This window comes from Streptomyces sp. NPDC006314 (assembly GCF_040613075.1).
Lineage (GTDB): Bacteria > Actinomycetota > Actinomycetes > Streptomycetales > Streptomycetaceae > Streptomyces.
Window position 1 is genome coordinate 1 of sequence record NZ_JBEXRL010000051.1, and the last position, 7940, is coordinate 7940.

The window sequence follows — 7940 nt, forward strand, 5'->3', positions numbered from 1 at the left end:
ATCTGGAGACAACGGGCGAAGGCTTGAAAGACACAACATCAGGCTCCCACCAGCTAGCCCGTCATACCCACTGAACTAACGAAAAGATCAGTAGTCGCGCGTCAGGCAATCCACGCCTCACCGTGTCGATGCCGGTCCGACCCCACTGCTGAGAACTCGTCCTCGCCGGTGCTTGCCGCTGCGCCCAACCACCGCAGCGCTTGAGAGATGGGACTGCCGGCAGGCGGAAAGGGCTGCCCCTCCTCCACGTGGAGCGGTCCCAGCACGATGCTGCCGCCGTTCCACACGGCAGCACGCTGCTCGCCTACGCCGCCGAAGCACTCAGCTTCCACGTACGCCACCGGCCCACCCGCTGACCAGGCAGCAAGGGTCTTCTCGAACCCTCCTGGCAATCCCCAGAACCCCAACGTGCCGACACCGCTGCCTTCTGCGACCGAATCGAACAGCGCGTCCGTCATCGGCATCAGCGAGAAGCCCTGTCGGATGGACGCCAGTCGGGCGGCAGGCAGGTCCCGCGTCGCGCCAAGCAGCGCCTCCTCATCAGCGATCACTGCTCGAAGGTCGTAACCCATCGCAAAGCCCCCTCCAGATCGGAGGCCCCGTCTTGTCCCACACGGCGAAGCGGAACCGCGCGGTACCCCCGCCCAGAACCACCACACCACAAGCGGGTTCTCACCGGACCACCGTCCAGATCCCCCGAACCCGCTGGTTCCCGACTACGACCAAGGGCGTGCCCGGACCATCTGGTGTCGTGCCGTCAGCTGCGGGACCGGGACCTGTGCCCCGGCCAGGGCACGGTCGTTGCGATCCTGCGCTGCAAGGCCTGCCGGACCACGCTGCAGTGGTCGTGCACGCACCGCCGCCGGGCCTGGCTCTACGACCTCGCAGCGGCGAAGCCCAAGCGTGTGCCGACGCTCGCTCAGGAGTGACCGCTGGAGCGGGCGATGGCCGATGCCTGCCGGTTCCTGGAGGCGGTGCGCATCCTGCGCCGGGGTCGGCTTACTGATCCCTACGTTGTTCTGCGGGACGTGGTGAGCCCTTCATATGGTTCACCCGCCCAGGGGCGCCGAGTGTGGCTCTAACTGGTCTGCTGCTCGTAGCTAAGCCTGTTCCGCAAGCCTCCTGCGCGGCGTCAGGCTTCGTTGCGGTCCCGTGCGGCGCCCAATTCACGCAGCTGTGTGTTGGAAGCCTCCGCCATTCGTCGGCGACGTCGCGGGTTTCATCCATGCTCACCTTCGGCGTGCCCTCGGGCGAGGCGGCCGCCGCCGACCACCTGCGCAGCAACGGCTGAGCCTGCCCGCCCACAACGGTGACGTACTCAGCTCGGGTACGAGGCACTGCCCGTCAAGAAACTCCTCGATCAGGGCTACGCCGTGGCGGTGACCGACTACCAGGGCCTCGGCACACCCGGAGCCCACACGTACATGGACCGCGAGGCGCAGGGCCGCGCCGTCCTGGACTCCCTCCGGGCGGCCGAGCGCCTGGACGCCATGGATCTGGCGGACGCCGGCCCGGTCGCGCTCTACGGCTACTCCCAGGGCGGCGGCGCGACGGCGTCCGCCGCGGAACTGGCCCCCACCTATGCGCCCGAACTGAAGATCAAGGGTGCCGTCGTCGGCGCTCCGCCCGCGGACATGAATAAGGTGGCCGACAGCATGGACGGCTCCGCCTACGGGGCGTTCTTCGACTACGCCCTCTCCGGGCTCTCCACCGCCTACGGCATCGACATCGACCCGTACCTCAACGCCCGCGGCAAACGCGTGACGAACGACCTGCGCGACCACCTGTGCACCGCGCAGGCCCTGGCCAAGTACCCCTTCTTGAACTCGCGTCTGCTGACCGTGGACGGGCACCCGCTGACCGAGCGCCCCCAGCGCGCCCCCTGGGACAGGATCGTGGCCGAACAGCAGCTCGGCAGACGCAAGCTCAGGGTGCCCGTCCTGCTCTCCCACAGCGCTCTGGACGATGTCTTCCCCCAGCTGGTCGGCAGGAACCTGGCCGCCGACTGGTGCCGCCGGGGCGCGACGGTGAGGTTCTCCGGCAACCACATCCCGGGCCACATCGCCGCGACCGACGCCAGCAGCGCCGAGGGTCTGCCCTGGCTCGCGGACCGCTTCGCCGGCCGGACCGCACCGAGCACCTGCTGACCTCGGTGACGGGCGGATGAGCGGCGTCAGGGGACCGTCCCGTCAAGCGGGGAGATGTCGGTGGCGGCGGTCAGCGGATGCGGGTGACGACGTCTTGGGCTGCCCTGTTGAAGGAGAGGATGCGGGCTGTGGTGGCCGGGGTGGGGGAGGCGAGCCAGGTGGAGATCCACTCCAGGGGCGGTGCGTCGCTGAACGGGATGTAGGTGACGTCGGAGCGGGAGTAGTAGCGGACGGCCTGGGCGCCCACCACAAAGGCGCCCTGCCCGGCACCGATCAGGAGCAGTGCCTCGTGGAAGGTCCCGAACTCGGGACCGCGTTCGATGGGCTTGCCGGCGGGGGTCAGCAGGGGTGTGCGTGCTGTGCGCCAGTAGTCGGGAACTGTCCGGGCCGCCTGCAAAAGCCTGACCGCGGCGAGATCCTCCAGGGACACGGTCTTGCGGCCGGCCAGGGGGTGACGGGAGGACACCGCCAGCATCCGGGGTTCGCTGAACAGGACCGGGCCGTTGACCATCCCCGGTTCCTGGTGGGGCAGGGAGACGATCAGCACCTCCACGTCCCCGTCGTGCAGCCGGGGGAACGCGTCGATGATCTGCAGTTCCCTAGGCAGGATGCGGGAGCCGGGGTTGCGCCGGGCGTACAACTGGGCGGTCTCGAAGACGAGCTGGCCCGAGGCGGCGCCGACGAAACCGACCCGCAGGACGCTGTCGACACCCCGCGCGGTGTTGACCGCGCTCTCCAGCGCGGCCTCGATCTGACGGCAGGCCGGAAGAAGATCGTCGTGAAGCTGCCGCCCGGCCGCGGTGAGGCGGACCTGGCGGCTGGTGCGTTCGAACAGCGCTGTCCCCACGCGGCGTTTCAGCTTCTTGATGGTCTGGCTGATCCGGCCGGTCGTCAGGTGCAGGCGTTCGGCGGTGCGGCCGAAGTGCAACTCCTCGGCCAGCGTCAAGAACGCCTCCAGTTCCAGCCGCTCCAGCACAGTTCCCCCCGATCATTGAGCCTGGCTAAACAAGCGTTCCACTATGTCACCTTGTTGACGTCCCCACCGCGTTGCAGGGTTGGTCCGCACGCAAGTTGACCGCCTTCGGCCCCCAGGACAAGGACATGTCCCACCTGCCACGCACCCCGACGCCGGCGTTCGCCATGACCGCCCCGGTCAGCACGGCGACCCCCCCGGTGGGCCGTGGCCACGCCGTTGTCCGCGCCCGGCACCCGCGCTGAGCACACCGGACATCACGCGAAGCGCAACCTGCAGCCGCACGGGCCCCGGCGCAGCCGAGGCCCTGGCACACGCGCACGCACACGCACACGGCTTGAGACGAGTCGTCTCAGCCGATTTGGGAGATTCCATGACCCGCACCACCACCTCGGGCGCCTCCAGCGGCATCGGCCTCGCCCTCACCCGCGCCGCCCTGGCCGCCGGCGACCGGGTCATCGGGGCGGCCCGCCGGATCGAGCCGCTCACCGCGCTGGTCGCCGAGCACCCCGGACGGCTTCACGCCCTGCCCCTCGACGTCACCGACCGCAGCGCGGTGTTCGCCGCCGTGGACCGGGCCACCCAGGCGCACGGGCGGCTCGACGTGGTCGTCAACAACGCCGGCATCATGGGCAGCGGCACCGTCGAGGAATTCACCGAGACCGGCGCCCGCGCCCAGCTGGAAACCAACTTCTTCGGCGCGCTCTGGGTCACCCAGGCCGTCCTGCCCCACCTGCGCCGCCAGGGCGGAGGCCGACTCATACAGATCAGCAGCATCGGCGGCGTCATCGGTTTCGCAACCACCGGGCTGTACAGCGCCAGCAAGTGGGCGCTGGAGGGAATGTCCGAGGCACTCGCCCAGGAGGTCGCACCCTTCGGCATCAAGGTCAGCATCGTCGAACCCGGCGGATACACCACCGGCCTGTACACGTCCATGCGCACCGAACCCGCTCACCCGGCCTACGAACCCCTGCACACCGCGCTCGCCCAGATGTGGGGCGACGCCGAGGACGCCGACCCGGCCGGAGCAGCAAAGGCCCTGCTCACCCTCGCCGACAGCGACGATCCGCCGTTGCGGCTGATCCTCGGCAGCGCCATGTACGACGTCGCCCAGCAGGCCGCCGACAGCCGCAAAGCGATCTGGGCCTCCTGGGAGGAAGCCAGCCGCGCCGCAGACTGACAACGAGCAAACCGCGCCCGCCCTGTTCACCTGAAGTGCCCGCACCGCCGCCGGGACGCCGCCACCCGCACGCCGGCCGGAAACCAGCTCACCTCCGCAGCCGCCCCCCGGGCCCACGCATGCCCCCCACCTCAGGCCCCCGGCCCCCTGCCACCTCAGGGACCCCGCCTGCGCCGCCTCGGCATCTCGTCCCCGGCGCCCCCCTTTTTTTGTCTCCCGCGACCAGGAGAAGACCATGAACGTCCCCTGCCCTGCCGTCAGCACCGGGCATGCGGACAGCCACCTGGCTCACCGCCCTGGCCCCGGCCATCTGGGGCTCCACCTACCTCGTCACCACCCAACTCCTGCCACCGGAGCGGCCCTTGCTGGCCGCGGTGCTGCGGGCCCTGCCCGCCGGGCTGCTCCTGCTGCTCATCACCCGGCGACTGCCGCGAGGCGACTGGTGGTGGAAGTCCCTGGTCCTCGGCGCTTTGAACATCGGCGTCTTCTTCGCCCTGCTCTTCATCGCCGCCTACCGACTGCCGGGCGGAGTCGCCGCCACCGTCGGGTCCGTCCAGCCGCTGCTGGTGGCGGGCCTGTCCGCCGCCCTGCTCAACCAGCGCCTGACCCTACGGACCCTGCTGGCCTGCGTGACAGGCATCGCGGGCGTCGCCATGCTGGTGCTCCGCGCCGACGCCCGCCTGGACGCCCTCGGGATCGCCGCCGCCCTGGTCGGTGCGGCCGTCATGGCGAGCGGAGTCGTCCTCAGCAAGCGCTGGACCTCCCCGGCTCCGCTGCTGGCGACCACCGGATGGCAACTGGTCGCCGGCGGTCTGCTCCTGCTGCCGGTGGCCCTGTTCGTCGAAGGACCCCCGCCGGCCACCCTGAGCACCGAGAACCTGATCGGCTATGTCTACCTGAGCGTGATCGGCGCCGCGCTCGCCTACACCCTGTGGTTCCGCGGCATCAGAACACTCTCCCCGACCAAGGTCACCTTCCTCGGCCTGCTCAGCCCCCTGGTCGCCGCCAGTCTCGGCTGGATCGCCCTGGGACAACAGCTCACCGTGCCGCAGCTGCTGGGCGGCGCACTCACCCTGGCCGCGGTGACACTCGCCCAGCTTCACCCCTCCCGCCCCGCCCCGTCCCGTGCACCGGCCGGGCGCCCCGCACCCCCGGTCCCGGCCGGCCAGATCCGAATCCACTGAGGAGAACCGCATCATGCGCATCACCGTCTTCGGAGCCGGCGGAGCCGCCGGCAGCCGGATCGTCGCCGAAGCCATCGACCGCAACCACCAGGTCACCGCCGTCGCCCGCGACGCGACCCGCTTCACGGCCCTCCATCCCGGCGCCCGACACGTCGTCGGGGACGCCCTGAACCCCGACACCGTCGCCGCGCTGAGCAGCGGGCAGAACCTGGTGATCAGCGCCACCCGGCCGGCGCCCGGACAGGAACAGGACCTCCCGGACACCGCCCGCGCCTTGCTGGCCGGCCTCTCCCGCACCGGCGTCCGGCTGATCCTGCTCGGAGGCGCCGGGAGCCTGCGCCTGCCGGGCGACCCGGAACGCACGGTAGTGCAAGACCCGGGCTTCCCAGCAGCCTGGCGGCCGATCGCCCTGGCCTGCAACGAGCAACTGGCGGTCTGCCAGGCCGATGGGCACGTCGACTGGGCCTACCTCAGCCCGGCCGCCGTCCTGGAACCGGGCAAACACACCGGCACCTACCGGGTCGGCACCGACGAACTCCTGGTGGACGACGACGGCAACTCCACCATCTCCATGGAAGACCTCGCCGTGGCCGTACTGGACGAGGCGGAACACCCCAGGCACCACCGCACGCGCTTCACCGTCGGATACTGAGCCTCTCGACGCCGCCGCTCCAGGGGAACGGCGGCGGAGCTCGACGACGCCCGCTGCCGGCTCGACGTCCGCGGTCCCGGGTTCCGCGTCCCTGCCGCCGCGCACACCCACGGTCGACCGGCACTGCGGCAGCTGCTCGACGACGCTGTCGCAGAAGCCGACACCGCCGGGCACGGCCGTGCCGCGCCCGGCGCGCGCCCTGCACATCGCCATGCAGGCCGTCCGACGCGGCCTGCCGGACACCGCCGCACGGATCTCGGTGCGCGAACGGAAGAGTGCACGTCACGACGAACGGTTCGCACCCCTGCGCAGGCGTGGAACGGAATCGGTATCGGCACCGGGACAGGCATCAGCCGGGACGGGCACCCCCTGGAGCCACACCCGAACAAATCGGCGAACCTGCGCGGTCACAGCACTGACTGTTCCAAGGCCGATGGGCAGGGCCTGCGCACTTCGTCATGGAAGCAGCCGTACCCCACTGCCCGTACGTGCAAGAGCGCGACTTCGGGGCCGGCGAAGGCTGCGTGCAGCGCCCGGTCCACGACGACCTGTGCCTGCCGCGGATTTTTCGGCAACCGGACGATCGTGCCACCCGGGATAGTGCCTTCGCTGTTGTATCGGCGGAACACAAGCAGCACCTTCGTCTCGGCGAATGGATAACCACACGCCTGATCCCATCCCTTGCAGCGGTCAGAACTCCCTGCCCGGTGATCCGCGCCCGAGGCCCGGTACCGACATGGCGCATTGCCGGTGCCGGCCGGCGTCCGGGCCGGTGCTGCCCGCTCGGAAGCCGACGGCCCACCCATCCCCCGGTCGGTACACCAGGGTCACTTACCGGGCGTCGGTGGTCCGGACGGGCTGCCGACCCGCCATCCCGGCTGCCGCTCCGCTCAGCTGCGCACCGCGTCGGTCGGTCCCAGGATCTCTCAGGCCGTGGCGAGCCGGGAGGGGTGCAGGTTGTGGCCGTTGCCGTAGAACTCGCAGAACTTCATGATCAGCGGATCCCATCGGTCGGCATCGACGTGGCGCTCGTTCTCCGCACCAGAAGCTCCTCCTCCACATGCACCCGAACCACCCTTGCTTCGACGGCCACGAGGCCGGAACTCCGCTCTCGAAAGGATGCATACGCGTCACCCGCGCTTCGAGCTGAAAATGGGAGACTCAGCCACCCGCGGCACAGACACGGCCTCGGACGGCATCGGCGACAGCCCGGCCGCGGCGAACTTGTCCGGCTCGTACCGGTAACCCATGCGCAGCTTGTGCTCCGGCACGACCGGGGTACCGGTCAGCAGGTGCCATCCGGTCGACCGCGCCGACCAGCGCCGACGACGTCACATTGAGTACGCATTCGCCGGTGCGCGCCAGATTCTCGCTCGGCCTGGACGTCTGGTCCAGGCCGAGCATGCACGACTGCCCCACCCACCACGCGGACGACATCGGCGCGAGGTCCGCTGAACCGTCGCCGTTGCACGTGCTCACCAGGACCACAGGTGTACCGAAGTACAAGACCCTCGGTTCGATCGTACGGTGCATGCGAAGGGGCTCCTCGTCTCGGACCGCGGGCACCTTCCGAGAACCACCTGGCAGGCACCCACGCCCACAGTGCCCACGCCATCACCGCGACGCTGGTGGAAAGCGGACATCGCCTTCCACCCCCCCTTGCCGGGGTCTTGAGTTGGCTGAGGCCGGCCGGGCCGGCCGTCGTGTCCGGCGCGCCGGACACGACCCCGGGCCGCGGCGGGGCCCCCAAAAGCGCGTGGTGGTGGGCGGGGGCGGGGGGGGCGGGGGCCGCACGGGCGCGCGG

7 protein-coding genes and 1 pseudogene are annotated in these 7940 nt (G+C 70.4%); 5 read left to right on the plus strand and 3 right to left on the minus strand.

The window, feature by feature from the left end; all coding sequences use genetic code 11:
- Nucleotides 1–101 precede the first annotated feature (101 nt).
- Nucleotides 102–572: a hypothetical protein gene (locus ABZ079_RS36495; RefSeq protein WP_356943741.1), complete on the minus strand. Its 471-nt coding sequence runs from the start codon at nucleotides 570–572 to the stop codon at nucleotides 102–104.
- A gap of 174 nt (nucleotides 573–746) precedes the next feature.
- On the opposite strand from ABZ079_RS36495, the gene ABZ079_RS36500 reads away from it, so the two are divergent.
- Nucleotides 747–929 (plus strand): hypothetical protein, encoded by a 183-nt coding sequence (locus ABZ079_RS36500; RefSeq protein WP_356943742.1) that lies wholly within the window; start codon nucleotides 747–749, stop codon nucleotides 927–929.
- A 402-nt stretch (nucleotides 930–1331) separates the two neighbouring features.
- A pseudogene (locus tag ABZ079_RS36505) lies at nucleotides 1332–2147 on the plus strand (alpha/beta fold hydrolase); the annotation flags it as partial.
- A 70-nt stretch (nucleotides 2148–2217) separates the two neighbouring features.
- Here ABZ079_RS36505 and ABZ079_RS36510 read toward each other — a convergent pair.
- Nucleotides 2218–3123 (minus strand): LysR family transcriptional regulator, encoded by a 906-nt coding sequence (locus ABZ079_RS36510; RefSeq protein ID WP_356943743.1) that lies wholly within the window; start codon nucleotides 3121–3123, stop codon nucleotides 2218–2220.
- A 370-nt stretch (nucleotides 3124–3493) separates the two neighbouring features.
- On the opposite strand from ABZ079_RS36510, the gene ABZ079_RS36515 reads away from it, so the two are divergent.
- The 3 genes from ABZ079_RS36515 (at nucleotide 3494) to ABZ079_RS36525 (ending at nucleotide 6136) form a co-directional block, all read left to right on the plus strand.
- Nucleotides 3494–4300: an SDR family NAD(P)-dependent oxidoreductase gene (locus ABZ079_RS36515; protein ID WP_356943744.1), complete on the plus strand. Its 807-nt coding sequence runs from the start codon at nucleotides 3494–3496 to the stop codon at nucleotides 4298–4300.
- Between the two features lie 269 nt (nucleotides 4301–4569).
- On the plus strand, nucleotides 4570–5484 hold the full coding sequence (locus ABZ079_RS36520) for an EamA family transporter (RefSeq protein ID WP_356943745.1): 915 nt from the start codon (nucleotides 4570–4572) through the stop codon (nucleotides 5482–5484).
- Nucleotides 5485–5497: 13 nt separating this feature from the next.
- On the plus strand, nucleotides 5498–6136 hold the full coding sequence (locus ABZ079_RS36525) for an NAD(P)H-binding protein (protein WP_356943746.1): 639 nt from the start codon (nucleotides 5498–5500) through the stop codon (nucleotides 6134–6136).
- Nucleotides 6137–6543: 407 nt separating this feature from the next.
- Here the strand turns inward: ABZ079_RS36525 and ABZ079_RS36530 are convergent, their stop codons facing one another.
- The gene (locus ABZ079_RS36530; protein ID WP_356943747.1) at nucleotides 6544–6942 is read right to left on the minus strand and encodes a DUF1203 domain-containing protein; all 399 of its coding nucleotides are present in this window, start codon (nucleotides 6940–6942) and stop codon (nucleotides 6544–6546) included.
- Nucleotides 6943–7940: the final 998 nt, after the last annotated feature.